20 protein-coding genes and 1 other RNA gene are annotated in these 21,294 nt (G+C 74.8%); 8 read left to right on the top strand and 13 right to left on the bottom strand.

The window, feature by feature from the left end; translation table 11 throughout:
* Positions 1-201: 201 nt before the first annotated feature.
* Complete coding sequence (locus ACFQ80_RS10865) at positions 202-414, bottom strand: helix-turn-helix transcriptional regulator (protein WP_430563668.1); 213 nt, start codon at positions 412-414, stop codon at positions 202-204.
* Positions 415-666: 252 nt separating this feature from the next.
* Between ACFQ80_RS10865 and ACFQ80_RS10860 the strand changes: the two genes are divergently transcribed.
* Positions 667-1,782 (top strand): tyrosine-type recombinase/integrase, encoded by a 1,116-nt coding sequence (locus ACFQ80_RS10860; RefSeq protein ID WP_430563667.1) that lies wholly within the window; start codon positions 667-669, stop codon positions 1,780-1,782.
* A 3-nt stretch (positions 1,783-1,785) separates the two neighbouring features.
* On the opposite strand, the gene rnpB is transcribed toward ACFQ80_RS10860, so the two are convergent.
* Positions 1,786-2,190, bottom strand: an RNA gene (rnpB, locus tag ACFQ80_RS10855) — RNase P RNA component class A.
* Positions 2,191-2,251: 61 nt separating this feature from the next.
* A complete protein-coding gene (locus ACFQ80_RS10850; protein WP_430563666.1) occupies positions 2,252-2,635 on the bottom strand; it encodes a tautomerase family protein in 384 nt (127 codons plus the stop codon).
* An 88-nt stretch (positions 2,636-2,723) separates the two neighbouring features.
* Here ACFQ80_RS10850 and ACFQ80_RS10845 point away from each other — a divergent pair, with 88 nt between their 5' ends.
* Together ACFQ80_RS10845 and ACFQ80_RS10840 are read left to right on the top strand one after the other, a co-directional pair.
* A complete protein-coding gene (locus ACFQ80_RS10845) occupies positions 2,724-3,560 on the top strand; it encodes a YaaA family protein (RefSeq protein ID WP_430563665.1) in 837 nt (278 codons plus the stop codon).
* Positions 3,561-3,596: 36 nt separating this feature from the next.
* The gene (locus tag ACFQ80_RS10840; protein ID WP_430563664.1) at positions 3,597-3,950 is read left to right on the top strand and encodes a TfoX/Sxy family protein; all 354 of its coding nucleotides are present in this window, start codon (positions 3,597-3,599) and stop codon (positions 3,948-3,950) included.
* An 18-nt stretch (positions 3,951-3,968) separates the two neighbouring features.
* On the opposite strand, the gene ACFQ80_RS10835 is transcribed toward ACFQ80_RS10840, so the two are convergent.
* From ACFQ80_RS10835 to ACFQ80_RS10810, 6 genes are read right to left on the bottom strand one after another with little or no spacing between them, the layout of a single operon-like run.
* Complete coding sequence (locus tag ACFQ80_RS10835) at positions 3,969-4,676, bottom strand: histidine phosphatase family protein (RefSeq protein WP_430563663.1); 708 nt, start codon at positions 4,674-4,676, stop codon at positions 3,969-3,971.
* Complete coding sequence (locus tag ACFQ80_RS10830) at positions 4,676-5,425, bottom strand: zinc ribbon domain-containing protein (RefSeq protein WP_430563662.1); 750 nt, start codon at positions 5,423-5,425, stop codon at positions 4,676-4,678. The genes ACFQ80_RS10835 and ACFQ80_RS10830 overlap by 1 nt, the downstream gene beginning before the upstream one ends.
* A gap of 22 nt (positions 5,426-5,447) precedes the next feature.
* The gene (locus ACFQ80_RS10825; RefSeq protein WP_430563661.1) at positions 5,448-6,410 is read right to left on the bottom strand and encodes a Nif3-like dinuclear metal center hexameric protein; all 963 of its coding nucleotides are present in this window, start codon (positions 6,408-6,410) and stop codon (positions 5,448-5,450) included.
* A 24-nt stretch (positions 6,411-6,434) separates the two neighbouring features.
* Positions 6,435-8,183, bottom strand: a complete 1,749-nt coding sequence (locus ACFQ80_RS10820) for a bifunctional 3'-5' exonuclease/DNA polymerase (protein ID WP_430563660.1) — start codon at positions 8,181-8,183, stop codon at positions 6,435-6,437.
* A 29-nt stretch (positions 8,184-8,212) separates the two neighbouring features.
* The gene (locus ACFQ80_RS10815; RefSeq protein WP_430563659.1) at positions 8,213-8,362 is read right to left on the bottom strand and encodes a hypothetical protein; all 150 of its coding nucleotides are present in this window, start codon (positions 8,360-8,362) and stop codon (positions 8,213-8,215) included.
* Entirely contained in the window at positions 8,359-8,718 is a 360-nt protein-coding gene (locus ACFQ80_RS10810) for a phosphotransferase (protein ID WP_430563658.1), read from the bottom strand. Before ACFQ80_RS10810 ends, ACFQ80_RS10815 begins: the two co-directional genes overlap by 4 nt.
* Before the next feature lie 147 nt (positions 8,719-8,865).
* Here ACFQ80_RS10810 and ACFQ80_RS10805 point away from each other — a divergent pair, with 147 nt between their 5' ends.
* Complete coding sequence (locus ACFQ80_RS10805; protein WP_430563657.1) at positions 8,866-10,287, top strand: dihydrolipoyl dehydrogenase family protein; 1,422 nt, start codon at positions 8,866-8,868, stop codon at positions 10,285-10,287.
* 95 nt (positions 10,288-10,382) lie between these two features.
* Here the strand turns inward: ACFQ80_RS10805 and ACFQ80_RS10800 are convergent, their stop codons facing one another.
* The 3 genes from ACFQ80_RS10800 to ACFQ80_RS10790 all read right to left on the bottom strand — a co-directional run bounded on the left by ACFQ80_RS10800 (position 10,383) and on the right by ACFQ80_RS10790 (position 13,955).
* Entirely contained in the window at positions 10,383-11,117 is a 735-nt protein-coding gene (locus ACFQ80_RS10800) for an alpha/beta fold hydrolase (RefSeq protein ID WP_430563656.1), read from the bottom strand.
* 34 nt (positions 11,118-11,151) lie between these two features.
* A complete protein-coding gene (locus tag ACFQ80_RS10795) occupies positions 11,152-12,102 on the bottom strand; it encodes an alpha/beta hydrolase (protein WP_430563655.1) in 951 nt (316 codons plus the stop codon).
* Positions 12,103-12,224: 122 nt separating this feature from the next.
* Positions 12,225-13,955 carry an L-aspartate oxidase gene (locus tag ACFQ80_RS10790; RefSeq protein WP_430563654.1) on the bottom strand — a complete coding sequence of 577 codons (1,731 nt, stop codon included), beginning with the start codon at positions 13,953-13,955 and terminating at the stop codon, positions 12,225-12,227.
* A gap of 129 nt (positions 13,956-14,084) precedes the next feature.
* On the opposite strand from ACFQ80_RS10790, the gene ACFQ80_RS10785 reads away from it, so the two are divergent.
* Positions 14,085-16,877, top strand: coding sequence for an AAA family ATPase (locus ACFQ80_RS10785; protein WP_430563653.1), 2,793 nt, complete (start codon positions 14,085-14,087; stop codon positions 16,875-16,877).
* A gap of 145 nt (positions 16,878-17,022) precedes the next feature.
* Positions 17,023-17,718 carry a sigma factor gene (locus tag ACFQ80_RS10780; RefSeq protein WP_430563652.1) on the top strand — a complete coding sequence of 232 codons (696 nt, stop codon included), beginning with the start codon at positions 17,023-17,025 and terminating at the stop codon, positions 17,716-17,718.
* Between the two features lie 190 nt (positions 17,719-17,908).
* On the opposite strand, the gene ACFQ80_RS10775 is transcribed toward ACFQ80_RS10780, so the two are convergent.
* The gene (locus ACFQ80_RS10775; protein ID WP_430563651.1) at positions 17,909-18,643 is read right to left on the bottom strand and encodes an SDR family NAD(P)-dependent oxidoreductase; all 735 of its coding nucleotides are present in this window, start codon (positions 18,641-18,643) and stop codon (positions 17,909-17,911) included.
* A 118-nt stretch (positions 18,644-18,761) separates the two neighbouring features.
* Here ACFQ80_RS10775 and ACFQ80_RS10770 point away from each other — a divergent pair, with 118 nt between their 5' ends.
* Positions 18,762-19,325, top strand: coding sequence for a TetR/AcrR family transcriptional regulator (locus ACFQ80_RS10770; protein WP_430563650.1), 564 nt, complete (start codon positions 18,762-18,764; stop codon positions 19,323-19,325).
* 157 nt (positions 19,326-19,482) lie between these two features.
* The gene (locus ACFQ80_RS10765) at positions 19,483-21,246 is read left to right on the top strand and encodes a serine/threonine-protein kinase (RefSeq protein WP_430563649.1); all 1,764 of its coding nucleotides are present in this window, start codon (positions 19,483-19,485) and stop codon (positions 21,244-21,246) included.
* The last annotated feature ends 48 nt before the right edge of the window (positions 21,247-21,294 follow it).

The following is a 21,294-nucleotide window of genomic DNA, read 5'->3' as shown; positions in this document are numbered from 1 at the left end:
GATCGCCCGCGACCGTGCGGGTGATCTCTCGGTCGAGCCGGCGCTGCTGGCGACGACGCTCGTCGATACGGCGAGCGTCTCGACGGGCGCGTGCCGCGCGGGCGTCGCGCTCGTCAGCGTCTGCGGGTACGTTCGGGCTGTCGCTGATAGTCGGTCCGCCCCCGGTCTTCCCGCCGGGGGCGGCGGCGTCTCCGGGACGCATCAGGCGACGACTCCCCCACGACCCGTCTCGGCGTACCGGGCTTCGAGCCAGGCGTCGACGTCGTCCTCGTAGTACGCGATCCGCCGGCCGGCCTTGAACGACCGCGGCCCCTTGTCGCCCTCGTGGCGCCATGCGCGGAGCGTGCCCTCCGGGATGCCGGTCCGCTCCGAGACCTGCTTCACGTTCTCGATCTTGCGTCTCGTCCAGTTCATGTTTCGTCCCTTCGGCTCGTACGTCCCGGGGCGTGGCCCCCGCCGCACGAACCGTGCGCAGACAACGGCATCAGCGCCAAGCGATCTGCACACATGTGGGCAAAATTTGTAACATCTGCCGCGCGAGACGCGAATAATCACACCTCTGTAACTCGTTATCGCGCCGGTTCGGTACAGTTGCGCCGAACTAGATCGAACGTGCTCCGGAGGGCACGTCAGCCGCGAAGGGAAGAGCTCGTGTCGATCAGCAGGATGACGAGCACGCTCACCGGGAAGGTCACCTGGCGGGCGAGGTACTACGCCGACGACGGCAAGCAGCGGTCGCGCAACTTCCCCCGCAAGGTCGACGCGCAGCGCTGGCTCGACGAGCAGCGGGCCGCGCTGGTGACAGGCCAGTACGCCGACCCGCGTGCAGGGAAGATGACCTTCGGCGAGTACGCCGATGAGTGGCGCGCCCGCCAGGTGCATCGCCCGGCAACGGTCGATCAGATCGACCGACACTTTCGGAATCATGTCTACGTCGCTATCGGCAACATGCCACTTTCGAAGATCACTCAGGGCACGATGCAGACGCTCGTGAAGACGATGAGCGAGAAATTGTCACCGTCGACCGTCACCGTGATTTGGCGATATGTGTCGTCCGTAATGAAGTCGGCCGTCGCCGACAAGAAGATCGCGACGACGCCGTGCGTCGGCGTGAAGTTGCCCGCGATCGAGAAGAAAAAGGTCGTTCCGATCCCGACGGCAACGATCGAGTCGCTCGCGGATCTCGTGCCCGAGCGATACCGCGCGCTCGTGATCCTGACCGCTGCTACCGGGATGCGTCAGGGGGAGGTCTTCGGGCTCACCTGGGATCGCATCGATCTTCTGCACCGGAGGATCAAGGTCGACCGTCAGTTGCGCGCCGTCGACGGCTCCGCGCCGTCCTTCGGCCCGGTCAAGACGCCGACGAGCAACCGGACGATCCCGCTCCCCCAGGTCGCCGCCGACGCGCTCGCGGCTCATCAGACGCTCGTCGCCCCGGGGCCGAGTGGTCTCGTCTTCACGTCGACGACCGGGGCACCTCTGCGGCGCTCGTCGTTCAACGAGACGTGGCACCGGGCGACGGACGCGGCGGGGGTGACGGCCACCTTCCACGAACTACGCCACTACTACGCGAGCCTGCTCATCCGACACGGCGAGTCGGTCAAGGTCGTGCAGACGCGCCTCGGCCACAAGAGCGCGCAGGAGACCCTCGACACGTACGCGCATCTGTGGCCCGACAGCGACGACCGGACGCGCGAGGCGGTCGACTCCGTGCTGCTGACGAGACCGAATCAAGACCGAGCGCTCGACGGCGTGACGCGTCTTCGCACGTCAGAGCGATAAAAGCGGACGAGCCGGTCTGTACGCCGGGTTCTGTTCCCGCGCCCGGTTACCCGGGCGCGGGCGACGGTCATCCATCTAGGCCCTGCGTTGCCGCAGGGCTCGAGCGGTCTACCCGACTGTGCTTCTCAACAGAGAATCGGGCGGGCAACCCTCAAACACAGTCTGTCTGACCTTGCTCCAGGTGGGGTTTACCGAGCCACGACCGTCACCGGCCGCGCTGGTGGTCTCTTACACCACCGTTTCACCCTCACCGCCACCGGTCGCCCGGCGACGGCGGTCTGTTTTCTGTGGCACTGTCCCGCGGGTCACCCCGGGTGGCCGTTAGCCACCACCTCGCCCTTCGGAGCCCGGACGTTCCTCGGCGACGGCGCCCGAGGGCACCGCCGACGCGACCGTCCGACCGACTCGTCCGCGTCGCACAGTCTATGCGCCGTCGAGCCGGTCGGACGCCCTCTCACCGCCGGCAGGGTCAGACGTCGACCTTGTAGCTCAGCGACAGCTCGTCGCCGGAGCGGCCGCGGATCCCCCAGCTCTCGGCGGGCGACTCGATGACGACCAGCTCGACGTCGTCCGCCGCGACGCCCAGGGCGGGCGCGACGTCGTCGTACACGCGCCGGATCAGCTCGCGCTTCGCCTCCCGCGAGCGCCCGGCGAACGCCACGATCTCGATCATCAGGTAGACGTCCGAGCGGGGTGCGACCATGTCGCCGTCGTCCAGCAGCAGGAACCGGTGGAACCGCTTGTCCTCGGGGATCTGCCAGGCACCGACCAGCGCCGCGTGCAGCGCGTCGGAGACCTCCGTGCGCCGCTGACCCCACACCCGTCGGTTGCCGTAGATCTTCACCTGGACCATGCCCGGCGACGCTAGCGGTGACGGACCGCACTGTCACCGGCAGGTCCGGCAACCGAGACCCCGCCCGGCCCGGTCATAGGGTGTCCGGGTGCTGATCTGCCTGCCGCCCTCCGAGGGCAAGACCCCCGCGCCCGAGGGTGCCGCCCCGGTCGACCTGGCCCGCCTCACGGCGGCGGCGCACCTCACCGACCAACGCCGCGCGGTGCTCGACGCGCTCGCCGCCGCGAGCGCCCGGCCGGACGCCACCGACCTCCTGGGCGTGGGCGCGTCGCTCGGCGACGAGGTCACGCGCAACACCGACCTCAAGGCCGCGCCGACGGCGCCCGCCGCCCAGGTCTACACCGGCGTGCTGTACGCCGCGGCCGGCCTCGCGGACCTGCCCGGCGACGCGGCCCGCCGCGCCGCCGACGACGTCCGCGTCTTCTCGGGCCTGTGGGGCGCCGTCTCCCCCGCCGACCGCATCCCGGCGTACCGCCTCTCGATGGGCGTCGACCTGCCCGGTGTCGGCAAGCTCGCCACCGCGTGGCGGTCGCACCTGTCCGCCGCTCTCGACGCGCGTGCCGCGGGCGACGTCGTCGTCGACTGCCGCTCGGCGGCCTACCTCGCCGCGTGGAAGCCGGCCACGACCGGCGACGCGGCCGCCGACTGGGTGGCCGTCCGCGTGGTGCGCGAGACGAACGGGAAGCGCGCCGTCGTCTCGCACAACGCCAAGCACACGCGCGGCGTGCTCGCGGGCCACCTGCTGCGCCGCTCCGGCCCGGCGCCCACCAGCGCCGCGGAGCTGCTCGACGCCGCCCGCGAGCTCGACGGTCAGGTCATCGGCACGGAGGTCGGGACGGGCCTGTCGTACCGGATGGTCGAGGCCACCCTGCACGACGCCGCCACCCGGCGCGGCCCGCGCACCCTCGAGGTCGTCATCGCCTGACGGGCGGGTCGTCGGACACCCGGCGACACTGGCCGCATGGCCTACGACGAGGTCCTCGCCGCGCGCGTGCGCGACGCCGTCGCCGAGCGCGCGGAGTTCACCGAGCAGAAGATGTTCGGCGGGCTGGCGTTCATGGTGCACACGCACATGGCCGTCGGGATCACCCGCGACGAGCTCATGGTGCGCGTCGGCACGGACGGCTACGACGCGGCTCTCGCCGACGGGGCGCACGAGCTGCGGATGGGCGAACGCGTGATGCGCGGGACGGTCGGGGTGGCGGCGTCGGTCACCGCCGACGAGGACGCGCTGCACCACTGGGTGGCCCGCGGTGTCGACCTCGCCCTGGCCACCCCTCCCCGGCCGCCCCGGCCCACCAGGGCGAAGGGGTAGGCGGCGCGGCGCGCGGGCTCAGGCGTCGGTCGGGAAACCGGCCGCGGTGACCTCCGCGAGCGCAGGCTCGCCGTCCTCCCCGAGGCCGAAGCGCAGCACGGTGAGCGAGCAGGGAGGCACGCGCAGCAGCCGCCACGACGACGCGGGCGCACCGAGCGAACGCCCCGCCAGGGCGCGGATCGTCACGGTGTGCGCGACGACGACGGTCGCCGCGCCCGGGTCCGTCGCGGTGACGACGTCCCGCAGCCCGGCCCACGCCCGCTCGCCCACGTCCACGTACGACTCGCCGCCGGGCGCCCGGTCGGTGCCCGTCGTGGCCCAGGCGGCGAACTCGTCGGGCCAGCCGGCGGCGATGGCGTCGGGGGTGAGGCCCTCCCAGTCACCGAACACGCACTCGGCGAACCGGTCGTCCGGGCGCACGTGCTGGCCGGTGCGCCGCCCGACCGCCGCGGCGGTCTCGAGCGTGCGCACGAGGGGCGAGGCGACGAGGGCACCCGCGCGCGGCAGGTCCGGCCACAGGTCCTTGCCGAGGCGGAAGACGGCGTCCGCGGCGCGCGCCGCCTGCGTGCGTCCCCGCGTCGTCAGCGGCGGCCCGGGGACGCCGCCGCCCGAGTAGGCGCGCGCCTCGGTCAGCTCCGTCACGCCGTGCCGGACGAGCACGACGGTGCGCAGGGTGGTGCCCGCCCCGGTGCCCGCCGCCGGGCTCGCTCCGGACGGTCGGGTCATCAGGCCGCGGCGCCGTCGTCCGCCGGGCGCACGAGGATGCGGCCGCACTCCTCGCACCGCACGACCTGCTCGGGCGGGGCCGCCTTGACCGCGGCGAGGTCGCGGGGGTTGAGGTCGAGGCGGCAGCCCTCGCACCGGCCGCCCCGCAGCGCCGCGGCGCCGACACCGCCGAGCTGGGCGCGCAGCTTGTCGTACAGGGCGACCAGGCCGGCGTCGAGCCCGGCCGCGGTCGCCTCGCGCTCCGCCTTGACCTTCGACCCGGTCGCGTTGATCTCGGCCCAGGCCTCGTCCCGCTCGGCGGTGGCCTTCGCCTTCGCGGCCTCGAGCTCGGCGTGCGCCGACTCCACCTCGGCCAGCGAGGCCTGGTGCGCCTCCAGGCGCTCCATGACCTCGATCTCGGCGTCCTCGAGGACCGACTGGCGGCGGGCCAGGGACTCGAGCTCGCTCACCAGGGCCTGGGAGTCCTTCGCCGACAGGGCGCCGGAGTCGAGCTTCTGCTGGTCGCGCTCGGCCCGGGTGCGCACCTGGACGACGTCGGACTCCGCCTTGGCGAGCTCGCGCTCGAGGTCGGCCACGGCGGTGCGCGAGTCGACGAGCGACGTGTGCAGGTCGCCGATGCGGCCGTCGAGCTCGGCGATGGTCGCCAGCGCCGGGTGGTTGCGGCGCTGGTGGACGAGCTGCTGCAGCCGGGTGTCGAGGGCCTGGACCTCGAGCAGTCGGCGCTGGTCCTCGGGGGGTGCAGTGGCCACGGGCGGGTCCTCTCGCAGTGATTCAGCTGGTGGGGCGGTCGGTCTCGCGCACGGTGCTCGGCACCCGCGCGGTCCACGGGTCGGTGCCGATCGTGCTCACCCTCGTGGTCACCGTACCGTCTCCGGAACCGTCTCCGGTCACCCCTCCGGCCCGCTCCCCGAGCCGCGCCAGGACGTCGTCGGCGGCGTACGCGAGCCACGGCCACTCGCTCGCGAAGTGGGCCACGTCCACGAGGAACGGCGTCGCCGTGACGCCGGGTCCCGCCTCGAAGTCCGCCCGCTCCCGCAGCTCCGAGGCGGGGTGGTGGCGCAGGTCGGCGGTCACGTAGACGTCGACGGCGGCGGCTCGGACGGCGTCGAACAGCGAGTCCCCGGAGCCGCCCACCACGGCGGCGGTCGCGACCGGGGCGTCGAGGTCGCCGGCGACGCGCACGCCCTGCGCCGTCGCCGGCAGCACGGCCGCGACGCGCTCGGCGAACGCACCGAGCGTCGTGGGCTCGGCGAGCCGCCCGATCCGGCCGATCCCCCGCACGACCCCGTCGCCGTCGTCCCCGACGACGAGGGGGCTCCGGTCGGTGATGCCGACGAGGTCCGCGAGCGCGTCCGCGACGCCGCGCGGGGCGGCGTCGGCGTTGGTGTGCGCGACGTACAGGCCGCAGCCCGCGGTGAGCAGCCGGTGCACGACGTCGCCCTTGAACGTCGTCGCCGCCACCGAGTGCACGGGCCGCAGGAACAGGGGGTGATGGGTGACGAGCAGGTCCGCGCCCCAGGCGATCGCCTCGTCGACCACCGCGGCCACGGGGTCCACGGCGAGAAGGATCTTGCGCACCGGCGCCGCCGGGTCGCCCACCACCAGGCCGACGGCGTCCCAGCCCTCCGCCGTCGACGGCGGGTAGAGGTCCTCGAGGGCGGCGACGACGTCGCGCAGCCTCGGAGGGTTCGCGGGGGTGCGCGGTGCGGTGCTGTCTCCGGTGCCGGTGGTCATGGCCCCGACCCTAAGGCTCGGTCGCTATTTGGCGTCGGCGTAGGAGTCGACCGCCGCGACGGTCAGCGGGAAGTCGACCGGGAAGTCCCCGAACAGCAGTCGGCCCGCTTCCTCGGCGGCCGCGCGCACCTCGGCCGCGACCACGTCGGCGAGCTCCCGCGGGGCGTGCACCACCACCTCGTCGTGCAGGAAGAACGCCAGGTGCGGGCGGTCGGCGAACGGGGCGGGGGCCAGGCCGGGCCGCGCTCCCCCGGCGGCGCCGAGCGCCCAGAGGCGGCGGCGGATCGAGGCCAGCCAGCACAGCGCCCACTCCGCCGCGGTGCCCTGCACCACGAAGTTGCGGGTGAACCGCCCCCACGACCGGGTCGCCGACCGGGCGCGCGCCGCGGCGTCGGCCCCCGCGTCGTCGGCGAACGCCCCCGCCTGCGCCTCGTCCCAGGCGGAGCCGGGGGCGGGGGACGACCGGCCGAGCCACGTCGTCACGACGCCGCCGCGCTCCCCCGTGCGGGCCGCCTCCTCCACCAGCGCGATCGCCCGCGGGTACTCCCGGCCCAGCCGCGGCAGCACCTGGGCGCTCGCCCCCGTGGTGCCGCCGTACATCGCGCCGAGCATGCCCACCTTGGCCAGCTCCCGCGTCGGCACCGCCCCGGACGCGACGATGCCGGCATACAGGTCGCCGGCGCGGCCCGCCGTCGCCATCGCCTCGTCGCCCGCCATGCCCGCCAGGACGCGCGGCTCGAGCTGGGCGACGTCCGCCACGACGAGGCACCAGCCCGGGTCGGCGACCACCGCGCGCCGCACGCCCTTCGGGAGCTGCAGCGCCCCGCCACCGGTGGAGGCCCAGCGTCCGGTCACCACGCCGCCCACCACGTACTCGGTGCGGAACCTCCCGTCGGTCACCCACTCGTCGAGCCAGTGCCAGCCGTTGGCGGTGAGCAGCCGGTAGAGGTTCTTGTACTCCAGCAGCGGCGGGACGACCGGGTGGTCGATCGTCGAGAGCTCCCACTTGCGCAGGCTGCGCGCCCCGACCCCCGCGTACTGCATCGCCTTGAGCAGGTCGGGGTGCGAGTCGGGGTTGAGGGACGGCGGCGCGTCGAGGGCCGCCCGGATCTGCCGGGCGAGCTCCTCGAGCCGCGCGGGTCGCTGCCCCTCGGGCGGCCGGGGGCCCAGCGCCTCGGTGAGGACGGCGTCGTGCACGTCGGCGCGCCAGGGCAACCCGGCGTGGTGCATCTCGGCCGCGACCAGCGCGCCCGCCGACTCCCCCGCCGCGAGCAGCCGCAGCCGCCCGGGGGCCGTCGAGCCGCGCACCGCGTCCTCCTGCCGCCGCAGCTCCGCCACGGGGTCGACCGCCTCGTCCCCCTGCGGGGCCGGGGCCGACGGCGCGGGTGCCGCGAGGTCGAAGAGCGCCTCGCCCTGCGGCGCGCGGCGGGCGCCCACCGGCGGCGCCGCGCCCGCCGGCGTCGGGGTCATCGTGTCCCACGCGCCGGCCGGCGACCCCGCGAGCTCCGAGCCCGCGGTCGCCGTGGAGTGCCGCAGGACGCGGTGCACGAGGCGCAGGTCGTGCGACCGCTCCACGCGGACGCCCGCCCGCAGCAGGCCGAGGTACCAGCGGTTCGTGTCGTCCCACGTCCAGCGCGGCACGACGCCCCCCTTGCGCGCGCCGTCCTCCGCGTCCGCCACGAGCGCGGGCAGGTCCGCGGCGGGCACGGCACGCTGCGTACCGTCGTGCACGCGGACCGTGCCGCCGGGCTCTCGGGTCAGGACGACGTGCACGACGCCATCCTGCCGTCCCCCACCGACGCTCAGGCAGGTCGGGCCGCGAGCGCCCGGGCGTCGTCCAGCCGCGCGAGCTCGTGGTCGGTCAGCACGGGAACGGCACGACGCCGCGCGACCGCCTCGCCCAGGTGGTCGCGATAGCCGGGCCCGGTCCGGGCGTCGGTCCAGTCGATCACCACGGGCCCGCGCGCGGCCAGCACCACGTTCGACGGGTGCAGGTCGAGGTGCAGGAGGGCCCGTCCGGCCAGGGCAGGGCGTGCAGGCGCGCGTGCAGCGACGCGAGGAGGGCTCCCGCCTCGCCCGCGTCGCGGCGGCCCGCCAGCAGCTCGTCCGCCAGCGTGGGGCCGGCCAGCCGCTCGAGCAGCATGCCGGGGCCGTCGACCCCGAGCACGGCGGGCGCCGGGTACCCCGCGTCGACGACGGCGGCGAGCAGGGTGGCGTCCCGGTGCGCGGGACGGCCGTCGCGGTAGCGGCGCAGCACCCGGTGGTCGTCCAGGACGAAGACGTCGGGACCCGCGGCGATCAGCTCCATCGCGCCAGCGTGGCAGAGGTGTGCGACCACCGGCACCGGCATCTCGCCGCGCGACGAGCGCGCCGATGTGGTGCGCTGGCCCAGGTCGGCGTCCCCGGCCGGCCGGGCCCGCAGCCCGCAACCCGCACCCCGTACGAGGAGGACCGCATGACGACCGAGCAGCCCGTCGAGACCGTCGACGTCGTGGTGATCGGCACCGGTCCGGGCGGGGAGGACGCGACCGGTCGGCTGGCCCGCGCAGGGCTCGACGTCGTCGCGGTCGAGGCGCGGCTGGTCGGCGGCGAGTGCCCCTACTTCGGCTGCATCCCGACCAAGATGATGGTGCGCGCGTCGGACGCGCTCGCCGAGGCCCGCCGGGCGGGCACGCTGGCCGGGCGGGTCGACGTCGTGCCGGACTGGGCGCCCGTCGCCGCGCGCGTCCGCGACGAGGCGACCGCCGACTGGGACGACACCGCCGCCGTCGAGCGGCTGGAGAAGGCGGGCGCGCGCGTCGTGCGCGGCCGTGGGCGCCTGGCCGGACCGGGCGAGGTCGTCGTGGCGACGGCCGACGGCGAGCGCCGCTTCCGCGCGACGCGCGGCGTCCTGCTCAACCCGGGCACCGAGCCGGCCGTGCCGCCGGTGGAGGGCCTGGCCGACACCCCCTACTGGACCAACCGCGACGCCGTGCGCGCGACCGAGGCGCCGGCGTCGCTCACCGTGCTGGGCGGCGGCGCCATCGGCTGCGAGCTGGCGCAGGTCTTCGCCCGGTTCGGCACCGCCGTGGAGGTCGTCGAGGCGGGCCCGCGCCTGCTGGCGCCCGACGAGCCCGAGGCGAGCACGCTCCTGGCCGGCCGCTTCGCCGCCGAGGGCATCGGGGTGCGCACCGGTGCCAAGGTGTCGTCGGTCTCGCACGACGGCGGCGGGTTCACCCTGACCCTCGGCGACGGCACGCAGCTGGTCTCCGAGCGGCTGCTGGTGGCCGCGGGCCGCCGTACCGACCTGCGGGCGCTCGGCGTCGCGACGGTCGGCATCGACGACACGGGCCGCACGATCCCCGTCGACGACCGGCTGCGCGCGGCGGACGGCGTCTGGGTGATCGGGGACGTCACCGGCAAGGGGGCGTTCACCCACGTGTCGATGTACCAGGCGCGCATCGCGGTCGCGGACATCCTCGCGGCCGGGGGCGACAGCGGAAACGGCGGGGACGCCGGCGGCGAGGAGCGTGCCGACTACCGCGCCGTCCCGCACGTGACGTTCACCGACCCGGAGATCGGCGGCGTCGGGCTCACGGAGGCCGCCGCCCGCGACGCCGGGACGACGGTCCGCACGGGCCTCACCGACCTCGCCGCGTCGTCGCGCGGGTTCGTGCACGGGCCCGGCAACGAGGGCCTGATCAAGCTGGTCGTGGACGCCGACGCCGGCGTGCTGGTCGGCGCGACCGCCGCCGGGCCGGCGGGCGGCGAGATCCTCGCGGTCCTCACCCTCGCCGTGCAGGCCCGGGTCCCCGTCCCCGAGCTGCGGCACATGATCTACGCCTACCCGACGTTCCACCGGGCGATCGAGAGCGCGCTGGCCGACCTCGACCACTGAGCCGCGGCGCGGGCACCGACCCGCGGACTCTCGTCGTGCACCACGTCACGCGGGGCGGGACGACGCAGGCCGCCCCGCCCCGCGTCACCGACGAGTCACGCGACGTCTTCGGCGAGGTCCGCGCCGAGTGCCTCGAGGATCGTGCTGGTCACCTCGTAGGGGCGGGAGACCGCGACGGCGTGGGAGGCCCCCGCCACCTCGTTCACGCCCCGCGCCCGCGCCCGCTGCGCCTCGGCCCGCAGCTCGGCGGCAGGGATGTTGCGATCCTGGTCGCCGAACACGAACCACGACGGCAGGGACTGCCACGCCGGCACGTCGGTGGGAAGCCCGTCCCGCAGGGCAGCCTCGGTGACCGGTCGCTGCGTGCGGGCCAGCCGCGTCGCCTCTGCCAGTGGCACGTCCGCCGCGAACTGTCCCGGGAACGCATCGAGCCGGATGGCGAGCTCGGCACCTCCCGTGCTCACCGGATAGGCCGTCAGCGCCTCACCGAGAGTGCTGCCCGGCGCCCTGCTCGAGAGCTCGAACGCGCTCTCGCCGTGGTCGGGCGCGAACGCCGCCACGTAGACGAGGCCGACGACGTCCGGATGGCCGGCCGCCGCCTCGGTGATCACGATCCCGCCGTACGAGTGCCCGACCAGGAGCACGGGTCGGCCGATCCCGGCGACGACGTCCCGGACGTAGGCGGCGTCGCCCGCCACGCTCCGCAGCGGGTTGGCGGCCGCGACGGCCTCGACGCCCCGCTCGTGCAACCGGTCGATGACGCCGTTCCAGCTCGCGGACTCGGCGAACGCGCCGTGCACGAGGACGACGGTGGGGTACTGGGTGTCCATCAGGTTCTCCTGTCGTGAAGAGTGGGTGGGTGGCTCAGCCGGCGTGGAGCGCCGTGCGGAGGACGTCGACGGCCTGCGCGATCGCGCCGGACGACGCGGCCGACGGCCGCAGGGGGTTGAGCATCATGAAGTCGTGGATCGTCGCGTTGTAGCGGACCGTCGTCGTCCGCACACCGGCGGCGACGAGCTTGCGCGCATAGGCCTCGCCCTCGTCGCGCAGCACGTCGTTCTCGTCCACCACGACGAACGCCTCCGGCAGCCCCGCGAGGTCGTCCAGCGAGGCACGCAGGGGCGACGCGGTGATCTCCTGCCGTCGCGCCACGTCCGGCAGGTAGGCGTCCCAGAACCACGCCATCGACTTCGCGAGCAGGAACGGCCCTTCCGCGAACTCGAGGTAGCTCGCCGTGTCCTGTGCGGCGTCGGTCACCGGGTAGTACAGGGACTGGTGGCGGAACGTCACGTCGCCCCGCTGCTTCGCGAGGATCGTCACGGCCGCCGCCATGTTCCCGCCCACGGAGTCGCCGGCGACCGCGATCCGGGCGGGGTCGAGGCCGGCGTCCGCGCCGTGCGTGGTGATCCACCGCGCCGCCGCGTAGGCCTGCTCGATCGCGACCGGGTAGTGCGCCTCCGGTGACCGGTCGTACTCGACGAACACGATGCCGACGCCGGCGCCGGTGGCGAGATCGCGGACGAGACGATCGTGCGTTGCGGCGTCGCCCAGCACCCAGCCGCCGCCGTGGATGTACAGGACCGCGGGCAGCGGCCCGACGCTCCCGACCGGCCGCACGACACGGACCCGGACGTCGCCCACGGAGGCGCGCACCGCGAACCACTCCTCCTCGACGTCGGGCAGCGACGTGGGCTGCGACTGGACGTCGGCGAGGACCTTGCGGGCGTCGTCGGGCGTCATCTCGTAGAAGTACGGCGGGCTGGCGGTCGCGTCGGCCATGGCCTGGGCCTCGGGTTCGAGGACGTGGTCGCTCATGAGGATGTCCTTCCTGGGTTCGGCTGAAGGTCGCCGGACCGCGCTGCCGTGGCGGCCGTCCGGTGGACGGCGTGCGCCGTCGTCCTGAACGACCGGGCACCCGTCGGCGGCGTGACACCCCGCTACTCCACGAGCTTCCCGTCGGCGGAGACGTCGTGCATGCGTTCGGCGATGTCCGTCGGGACGGCCGGGATCCGTTCCCGGCGCACGCCACCGTGCGGGGACCACACGAGGTTGACCTGCAGCTCCGGGTCCAGGTCGGGGTGGTCGGACCGGTTGTGGCATCCCCTCGACTCCCGACGTTCCAGGGCGCACTCGAGCGTGGCGCGCGCGGCGAGGACGGCGGACCGGAGGTCGAAGGCGTGCGCGAGGTCCTGGTAGCCCGCGATGTCGATGTGGATCCCCGCCCGCGTCATCCGGTCCTCGACCTCGCCGAGGGCGCCGAGCCCCGCACGCAGGCCCGACTCGTCCCGCACGACACCGGCGTGCTCGGTCATGAGGTCGCGGACGCTGCGCTGCATCGCGCGCACGTTCTGCTCCCCGTCGGCCGCGAGCAGGCGGTCGACCGACGACTCGGCGTCGCGGACCGCGCCGAGCGACCGGCGCTGTGCCGCCAGCCCGGCCGAGTACTCGGCAGCAGCCCGGCCGGTGATCCTGCCGTACACCATGAGCTCGATGAGGGAGTTGCCCCCGAGCCGGTTCGCCCCGTGCAGCCCGCTCGACGCCTCGCCGATGACGAAGAGCCCCGCCACGTCGGTGCTGTGGTCCTCCGGCCGCACCCACACACCACCCATCGAGTAGTGCGCGGTGGGCGCCACCTCGATCGGGTCACGCGTCACGTCCAGCACCTGCAGGTCCATGAGCGTCTGGTAGACGCGCGGCAACCGCGTGAGGATCGTCTCCCGCGGCAGGTGCGAGAGGTCGAGCCACACGCCGCCGGCACGGGTGCCACGGCCGGCCCTGATCTCGCTGTACGACGCGAGGGCGACACGGTCACGGGTGGACAGCTCCATCCGCTCCGGGTCGTACCGCGCCATGAAGCGCTCCCCGAGGTTGTTGAGGAGCACGCCGCCCTCGCCGCGGGCCGCCTCGCTCACGAGCGTCCCGGCGGCGCTCTCCGGTTCGATCAGGCCCGACGGGTGGAACTGCACCAGCTCCGCGTCACGGAGACGGGCGCCTGCCTCGGCCGCGAGTCGGAACGAGTCCCCGGTGTTCTCGTCGCGCCGCGACGACGTGCGCCGCCAGATCCGCGTATGGCCGCCGGTCGCGAGGATCACGGCGTCGGCGTGGACGAGGTAGCGCGACCCGTCGACGAGGTCGAAACCATAGGCGCCGAAGACGACGCCGTCGTCCACCAGAAGCCGCGTCACGTAGACCGTCGACAGCACCGGGATCTCCAGCTCGGCCGCGCGCCCGACCAGCGTCCGCTGCACCTCGAGGCCGGTGTAGTCGCCGACGAACGCGGTGCGCCGATAGGTGTGGGCGCCGAAGTAGCGCTGCGCGATCCGTCCGTCGGCCTGGCGATCGAAGCGCATGCCGTAGCGCTCCAGGTCGTCGATCCCGCGGGACGCGCCCTGCGTCACCACCTGAACGGTCCGCGGGTCGGCCAGGAGGTAGCTCTCCTGGAGCGTGTCGGCGGCGTGCTGCTCCCAGGTGTCGGCCGGGTCGGTCGTGGCCAGGGCCGCGTTGATCCCGCCGGCGGCGAGGGACGTGTGCGCGTCGGGCGCGGGACGCTTGCCGACCGCGAGCACGGCCACCCCCGTCTCGGCCAGCTCGATCGCGGCACGCAGGCCGGAGCCGCCGGTGCCGATCACGAGGACCGAGGTGGCGAGCTGATGGATGCGTGGGGACACGGTTCCTCCTGCGACTGACGTCCGGTGACCCAGCACCGACCGCGTGGCGGCGCCGGATGTGACACCCGCCGGTAATCTGCCCCGGAGGGCGACCGCGCCGGTGCGCGCCCCGCGAGGCCCAGGAGTCCGATGAGCGCGAATCCCCTGCCCCACCTGGTCGGACGTCTCGTCGAGCGCGCCGCTCTCGACGAGGTCCTCACGACCGTTCGTCGCGGCAGCTCGGCCGTCCGCGTCCTGCGGGGCGGGGCGGGCGTCGGCAAGTCCGTGCTGCTCGACTACGCCGCGGCCCAGGCGTCGGGCGTCACGGTGACCCGGACCCTCGGCGTCGAGGCGGACATGGAGCTGGCGTACGCCGGGCTGCAGCAGCTCTGTGCGCCTTTCCTCGACCAGGCCCGGGACCTGCCGGGCCCGCAGCGTGACGCCCTGCAGGTCGCGTTCGGCACGGCGACCGGCGCCCCGCCCGCACGCTTCCTGGTCGGTCTCGCGGTGCTGACCCTGCTCACCCGGGCGTCCGAGACACGACCGGTGCTCGTCGTCGTCGACGACGCACAGTGGTTGGACCAGGCGTCCCTCCGGACGCTCGAGTTCGTCGCACGCCGGCTCCTGGCCGAGCCGGTCGCGCTGGTGGCCGCGGTGCGCGATCCGGAGGGCGCGACGGCCCTGGCCGGCCTGCCGGAGCTGAGCGTCGACGGCCTCGACCCTCGATCTGCCGGGGAGCTGCTCGACCGGGCGGTCGGCGGGCGGCTCGAGCGCCGGCTGCGGGACCGGCTGGTCGCCGAGACGCACGGGAACCCGCTCGCCCTGCTGGAGCTGTACCGCGGACGTAGCGCCGCCGAGCTGGCCTACGGGCTGGACGCGACCGGACGCGGCTCCGTCGCGAACCGCGTCGAGGAGGACTTCGCCCGGCGCCTGGGAGCGCTCCCCTCGCCCACCAGGCTGCTCCTGCTGGTCGCCGCGGCGGAGCCGGTCGGGAACACACGCCTGCTCGTGAAGGCGACCGAACACCTGGGCGTGGCGCCCGATGCCGCACCCGCCAAGGCCGCCGGGCTCGTCGAGTTCGGGGAGTCGGTCCGCTTCCGGCATCCGCTCGCCCGCTCCGCCGTCTACCGTGCGGCGAGCCCGACGGAGCGCCGCCTCGTGCACGGTGCGCTCGCTGCGGCCACCGACCCGGTGCACGATCCCGACCGCCGTGCATGGCATGCCGCACAGGCCTGCGAAGGTCCCGACGAGGAGGTCGCGGATGCACTGGAGCGGGCTGCCGGACGCGCGCGGCAGCGCGGCGGCATGGCCGCCGAGGCCGTGCTGCTCGAGCGCGCCGCGGAGCTGACGCCCGACGCGGGACGGCGCGGACGGCGTGCCCTGGCCGCGGCCGAGGCCCACTTCTCGGCCGCGGCCCCGGACCGGGCGACAGAGCTCGCGACCCTCGCCGACCTGTCCCCCCTCGGCCCGCCGGACCGGGCACGGGTGAACCGGCTCCGCGCCCGCGTGCTGTTCGCGCGCAGCCGCAGCGACGAGGCCGCCCCGTTGTTGCTCGACGCCGCGGCAGGGCTCGCCGCGGCGGGGTCGCCGCTGGCGCGGGAGACCTATCTCGAGGCGATCAGCGCCGCCGTGTTCTCCGGACGCGTCCACGGGCCCGCGGGGGTCGCCGCGGCCGCGTCGGCGGCCCGCGGCCTGGACGCGGCGCTCCTCGGCTCCGGTCCGTCGGACGCGCTGCTCGACGCCATCGCGACCCTCCTGGCCGACGGTCCTGAGCACGGTGTCGGTGCTATCCGTGCGGCGCTCGACCCGTTCGCGCGCGAGGAGCTGCCCGGGCCGGAGGCCGCCATGCGATGGCTCCTGCTGGCCCCGGTCGCCCTCGAGGCGTTCTTCCACCACGCGTGGGACTTCACGGCCTGGGACCGGATCTCCGCGCGCGCGGTGCGGCTGGCCCGCGACATCGGTGCCCTTGGTGTGCTGCCGCCCCTGCTCGTCTACACGGCCGGTGTCGACGTCTTCCACGGCGACTTCGCGGGCGCGGGACGCAAGATCGGCGAGGCGGACGCGGTCGCGGCCGCCACCGGCAACGCCCCGTTCGCCTACGCGTCGCTCGTCCTGATGGCGTGGCGCGGCGAGGAGCGTCCCGCCGTCGCCTTGTTCGACGAGGCGCGTGCCCGGGCCGCGCAGGGTGGCGAGGCCTCGCTTCTCGCCGCCGCCGGCTACGTCCAGGGTGTCCTCTACAACGGCCTCGCGCGCTACGACGAGGCCCTCGCGGCATCGAGCACCGTCATTGAGCACGACGGGTTCAACTTCGTGGGCCTGTCGCTCATCGAGCACATCGAGGCCGCAGTGCGCTGTGGCGAGCTCGAACGAGCCGCGACCGCGTTCGAACGCCTGGAGTCACTGGCACGGGTGGCTGACACGGGGTGGGCGCACGGCATCCGGGCGCGCTGCCGGGCGCTTCTGGACGAGGGGCCCGAGACCGACCAGCTGTACCGCACCGCGATCGACCACCTGGGTCGGGACGGCGTGTCCGCGGAGGTCGCCCGCACCCATCTGCTCTATGGCGAGTGGCTGCGCCGCGCGGGCCGACGCACCGCGGCCCGGGAGCAGCTGCGCACCGCGTACGAGATGTTCGCGGCGATGCCCGCCGTCGCCTTCGCCGAGCGCGCGCGCCGCGAGCTGATCGCGACCGGGGCCAAGGTGCGCGCGCGGGAAGAGCGGGCGAGCGCCCGGCTCACCCCGCAGGAGGCGCAGATCGCGGCGCTGGCCGCGGACGGCATGTCCAACCCCAGGATCGGCGCGGAGCTCTTCCTGAGCCCGCACACGGTCGAGTGGCACCTGCGCAAGGTGTACACGAAGCTCGGCATCGCCTCGCGCCGGGAGCTCTCCCGCGCTCTGGGGCGCTCCGGCGCGGAGAGCGAGGGCGCGCCCGCACGAGCGTGAGGACGGCGCGACCCTTCCGACCACGTTCCCGACCACTCGACCGACCACGCAACCGACCACGGAGGTGCGTGGCGCGGTGGGCCGCGCCACGACCGGACGGTGGGAACGTCGTCCTGCCGGGCGACATCCACCCGAAGGAGTCGCCATGGACGCGTCGACGACCGAGACCAGCCCCCTCACCAGCCCTCGCACGCAGGAGGGCCCTACGCACGACCCCGACAGCGCCGACCTCGAACGTGCGAGCGCGTTCTTCGTCTCGCAGCGAGCCCGGCTGTTCCGCGTCGCCTCCAGGGTGGTCGGAGGCGACGCGGGCAGCGCTGAGGACGTGGTCCAGGAGGCGTGGCTGCGATGGCAGCGCACGGACCGGACGCGGGTGCGCAACCCCGAGGCGTTCCTCACCACCACGACGACCCGGCTCGCGATCAACGTCGTCCAGTCGGCCGGACGACGACACGAACGCCCCGGCGACGTCCAGGACGCGCGGACGTCCGACGACCTCACCAACCCCTCCGTCCGGGCGGACCAGACGGCCGCCGTCGCGGAGGCGCTCGGCCTGCTCCTGGCACGGCTGTCGGGCCGCGAGCTCGGCGCATACCTGCTCCGCAGCGTCTTCGACTACCCGTACGACGACGTCGCACGCATCCTGCGCACGAGTGCGGTCAACGCGCGGCAGCTCGTGCGCCGCGCCGCCTGTCGTCTCGCCGACGGCCCGGTGCGGACCCCGGTCGCGCGCTCGACGCACCGGCGCCTCGTCCACGCGTTCCTGGTGGCGGCACGTGAGGGCGAGGTCGCGGCGCTGGAGGAGCTCCTGACGTACCGGGGCGTGGCGGCAGCGGCCTAGAGCCCGGGTTCGGGGACACGGGTGTCACACGCGCCCCCGGTGCACGGTCGTCCGGGCGGACAGGCGGAGGGTCGAGTCGCAGGTAAGGACGAGACTCACCGGGTTTCACCGGGGCGGGCCGCCGGGCCGCCATGCCGGAAGCAGAGAGCGACTGGACCCCCTCGTCACCCCTGCCTGCCGCCGGTGCCGGTCAGCGCACCTGTTGGGTGGGCCGCAGCAGGATCTCGTTGAGGGACACGTGCGGCGGGCGAGTCACCGCGAAGAGGATGGTCTCGGCGACGTCCTCGGGGTCGAGGACGCGGATCTCGCCCGCCATCCGTGCGGCGAGCTCGCGCATCGCAGGGTCCGAGAGGTGCCCCGCGAGCTCGGTGTCCACCATGCCCGGCTCGACGACCACGACGCGCACGCCCTGCGACGCGACTTCCTGCCGCAACGCCTCGGAGAACGCGTTGACTCCGTGCTTGGTCGCGGCGTACACACCCGACCCTGCCGAGGCGGTGCGGCCCGAGGTCGAGGAGGTCTGCACCAGCGTGCCCCGGCTGGCCACGAGGTGCGGCAGTGCCGCGTGCGACACGTGCAGGGTGCCGAGAAGGTTCGTCCGCGTCATCCGCTCCCACTCTCCGGGGTCGGCGGACTGCACCGTGGCGGAGAGCATGACGCCCGCGTTGTTGACGACGACGTCGAGTCCGCCGAGCACTTCGGCCGCGGCGGCGACCCCGGCCCGTGCCGACGCCTCGTCGGCGACGTCGAGCACCCGCGGCGTCACGTGCCCCGCCAGGCCCGCTGCCCGTGACGCCACCTCCTCGAGGCGGTCGAGACGCCGCCCGGCCGCCACGACGTGCGCGCCCGCGCCGGCGAACGCCAGCGCGACGGCGGCGCCGATCCCCGACGACGCCCCGACCACCAAGGCCCTTCGACCGGTCATGTCCATGTCTGCTCCCTCGTTCGTCAAGGTGACCGCTCGGTCACCTTGTTGAGGCTACCACCCAAGATGACCCTCGGGTCATGTACGTGCTAGCGTCCCGGCGGAGGAGGTGGTGGACATGCGGGCGGACGCGATGCGGAACCGCGAGGCACTCGTGACGGCCGCGGCGACCGTCCTGGCCGACGCCGGCCTCGACGCCTCCGTGGCGGAGATCGCCGCGAGCGCGGGGGTGGCGAAGGGCACGGTGTTCCGGCACTTCGCCACCAAGGAGGACCTCGTGGCGGTGGTCGTCGCCCGCCATGTCGAGGGCCTTGCGGAGCGCGCAGAAGAGCTCCTGTCGGAGCAGGACCCGATGGAGGCGCTCAGCGCGTTCGTGGCCGCCGGGACAGAGCTGCAGGCCCGTGATCGAGCGTTCTGCCAGGTCGCGGCCACCGCCGAGCTCACGGTGCCGGGTCTGGTCGAGCGGCGCGAGCGCCTCGAGGAGATCGCGGACCTCCTCGCACGCCGCGCCCGGGACGCCGGCCAGGCCCGATCCGGGCTGACGGGGCGCGACGTGATCGGACTCATGACCGCCGCCTACCAGGGGGCGTGCGCCGCCGGTGACCCCGAGCGCTGGCCCTACTTCCAGAAGATCCTGCTGGCGGGCCTGCGTACGATCGACGAGGCGTCGCCCGACGCCTGACCGACGGTCTCGGCCGGGAGCAAGCCCATGTGCGGCACCCGTCCGCACCGCCTATCCTGTGATGGCCCATGACTGAAATGACCGAGTTCGCCGCCGCCCCGACGCCCTCGCCCACAGGCCTCCCGATCGACGCTCCGCTCCCCCGGCGGTGCCGGGCGTGACCCCGAAGGAACCGGCCGACGAGCCGACGGCCGGGCACGTCGTGCTCGGCGGAAAGTACGTGCTGGGAGACATCCTCGGCACGGGTGGCACGTACACCGTCTACGAGGCCACCCGCCTGCCCGGCGTGTCCGACGAGACCGGTGACGAGACTGGTGACGAGACCGCTGACGGGTCCGGCGACGCGCCGGCGCTCCTCGTCAAGGTGCTCCACCCGCACCTGGTCGACGACGAGGCGGCACGGGCCAGCCTCGCCCGCGAGGTCGCGGCGTCGGACCTGATGGACCACCCGGGTGTCGCGAAGGTCCTCGACACCGGGGAGGACGAGGTCGCGGGCGCGAACGTCCCCTGGCTCCTCATGCGTCGCCTGCCCGGCACCCCCCTGTCGGAGCTGGCGGGCGGCACCGGCCTGCCCTGGCCGGTGGCGCTCTCCGTGGTCGGCGGGCTGCTGGAAGGGATCGCGGCGGTGCACGAGGCGGGGCTGGTGCACCGCGACGTCGGCCCGCGCAACGTCGTGGTCGACCGGCACGACGACGGCAGCATGACGGTCGGCCTGCTGGACCTCGGCCTCACCGCGCCCGGCGGCGGCGACGGCGAAGGTGAGCGCGTCGCCGGCTCGGCGTCGTACATGTCCCCCGAGCAGGCACAGGGCCGGCCCCTCGACGGGCGCAGCGACCTGTACTCGGTCGGGGCCCTCGCCTACTTCGCCCTCACGGGGCACCCCCCGTACGAGCGCGCCCGGCCGGGCGACGTCCTGCTGGCCCACGTCGGGGCTCCCGTGCCCGCGCCGTCGGCCCGGCGGGCCGCCGTCCCCGCCGCCGTCGACCGCTTCGTGGCCCGTGCGATGGCGAAGAACCCGGCCCGGCGGTTCGCGACCGCCGGCGCGATGGCCGAGACGGTCGCCACCCTGCTCGCCGGGGCGCCCCGCGTGGCCGTCCCCCATCCCGACGCGGGACCCGAGACCCCGGACGGCGACCAGACCATGACGATGGGCCAGATCGCCGCCCAGGACCCGCACCGGACGGCGGCGATCGGCGCCGCAGGTCTCGCCGCCGCCGCGGCGGCGGCCGAGGCGGAGCTCCAGCGCACCCGGATGCTCGGGGCGGTCGACGCGACCGAGCCCCTGGCACCTCTCCCGGACGACGGCGAGCCGACCGAGCCCCTCCCCGACTCCGGGGAGGCGCCCACCGAGATGCTGGGCGGGCCGCCGGCCGAGCCGCCCGCGGACACCCCCGTCGCCGGGGTGCCCGCCGCCGGGGAGCCAGAGCCGTCCCGCCGGCGTCGGATCCTCCTGATCGTCGTGGCCGCGCTCCTGGTGGCCGCCCTCGGCGCCGGCGCCTTCTGGTTCTTCCGCGACGCCGACGGCGGCTCCCCGGTCGCGCCGGTCACGCACAGCCCGTCGCCGTCGCCCACGCCGTCGCGCACGCCGACCACGACCGCCCCGACGACCCAGGCCCCGGACGAGCCGACGTCGCGCCCCGACCGGACGTCGACGCCCACCCCGACCGGCACGCCCACGCCCAGCGTGACGCCGTCGGAGACCTCGACCCCCCCCCCCACGTCGACCCCCACCCCGACCGACGAGCCGACCTCGACCCCCACCCCGACCGACGAGCCGACGTCGACGCCGACACCGACGGACGAGCCGACGGAGCCCGACCCGGACCCGACCGACGAGGAGACCACGCCTCCGGCGGAACCCGACCCCACCGACGGTCCCGTCGACGACGCCGGCGGGTCCACCTCGACCCCTGCCCCCTGATCGCGCCGGCGCTCCCAGGAACCGCATAGCCGCGCGCTCACCGCGTCC

The sequence above is a fragment of the Isoptericola sp. NPDC056578 genome (assembly GCF_042793275.1).
GTDB lineage: Bacteria > Actinomycetota > Actinomycetes > Actinomycetales > Cellulomonadaceae > Isoptericola.
This window is presented reverse-complemented; position numbering and strand designations above follow the sequence as displayed.

Bases quoted from the DNA above. Each gene is read 5' to 3' on its own strand.
- ACFQ80_RS10865 (WP_430563668.1), bottom strand. From the start codon at position 414: ATGAACTGGACGAGACGCAAGATCGAGAACGTGAAGCAGGTCTCGGAG.
- ACFQ80_RS10860 (WP_430563667.1), top strand. From the start codon at position 667: ATGACGAGCACGCTCACCGGGAAGGTCACCTGGCGGGCGAGGTACTAC.
- ACFQ80_RS10850 (WP_430563666.1), bottom strand. From the start codon at position 2,635: ATGGTCCAGGTGAAGATCTACGGCAACCGACGGGTGTGGGGTCAGCGG.
- ACFQ80_RS10840 (WP_430563664.1), top strand. From the start codon at position 3,597: ATGGCCTACGACGAGGTCCTCGCCGCGCGCGTGCGCGACGCCGTCGCC.
- ACFQ80_RS10835 (WP_430563663.1), bottom strand. From the start codon at position 4,676: ATGACCCGACCGTCCGGAGCGAGCCCGGCGGCGGGCACCGGGGCGGGC.
- ACFQ80_RS10825 (WP_430563661.1), bottom strand. From the start codon at position 6,410: ATGACCACCGGCACCGGAGACAGCACCGCACCGCGCACCCCCGCGAAC.
- ACFQ80_RS10810 (WP_430563658.1), bottom strand. From the start codon at position 8,718: ATGGAGCTGATCGCCGCGGGTCCCGACGTCTTCGTCCTGGACGACCAC.
- ACFQ80_RS10805 (WP_430563657.1), top strand. From the start codon at position 8,866: ATGACGACCGAGCAGCCCGTCGAGACCGTCGACGTCGTGGTGATCGGC.
- ACFQ80_RS10800 (WP_430563656.1), bottom strand. From the start codon at position 11,117: ATGGACACCCAGTACCCCACCGTCGTCCTCGTGCACGGCGCGTTCGCC.
- ACFQ80_RS10795 (WP_430563655.1), bottom strand. From the start codon at position 12,102: ATGAGCGACCACGTCCTCGAACCCGAGGCCCAGGCCATGGCCGACGCG.
- ACFQ80_RS10785 (WP_430563653.1), top strand. From the start codon at position 14,085: ATGAGCGCGAATCCCCTGCCCCACCTGGTCGGACGTCTCGTCGAGCGC.
- ACFQ80_RS10780 (WP_430563652.1), top strand. From the start codon at position 17,023: ATGGACGCGTCGACGACCGAGACCAGCCCCCTCACCAGCCCTCGCACG.
- ACFQ80_RS10775 (WP_430563651.1), bottom strand. From the start codon at position 18,643: ATGACCGGTCGAAGGGCCTTGGTGGTCGGGGCGTCGTCGGGGATCGGC.
- ACFQ80_RS10770 (WP_430563650.1), top strand. From the start codon at position 18,762: ATGCGGGCGGACGCGATGCGGAACCGCGAGGCACTCGTGACGGCCGCG.